We start from the raw sequence: 250 nt of genomic DNA on the forward strand, positions 1-250 counted from the left end.
TCACCACAAGATGGCTTCAGATCGGGGAGGTTATGCCCGTGCCGCCAATCCAGTTCCCAGAACATTTTCAGCAAAGCAGCTGCGTGAGCTGCTGTCGTGGCTGTCCAGGAAGCTTGGGCAGACCCAAGGTGGATGGCAGATAGATTGGCTGATCGCTGAATAAACAGCGCCGACCGGGCTGTTGTGGTGAGCGAGCTTGCTCGCGCTGGGCTGCATAGCAGCCCCAAAACCCGTCACCATGGTCTACTTG

At 57.6% G+C, this 250-nt stretch carries 1 pseudogene; it reads left to right on the plus strand.

Annotation, left to right across the window (positions count from 1 at the left end):
* Positions 1 to 73: 73 nt before the first annotated feature.
* Positions 74 to 163, plus strand: a pseudogene (locus tag BM70_RS33275) (23S rRNA (adenine(2030)-N(6))-methyltransferase RlmJ); the annotation flags it as partial.
* Positions 164 to 250: the final 87 nt, after the last annotated feature.

The organism is Pseudomonas sp. CHM02 (assembly GCF_000612585.1).
Taxonomy (GTDB): Bacteria; Pseudomonadota; Gammaproteobacteria; order Pseudomonadales; family Pseudomonadaceae; genus Aquipseudomonas.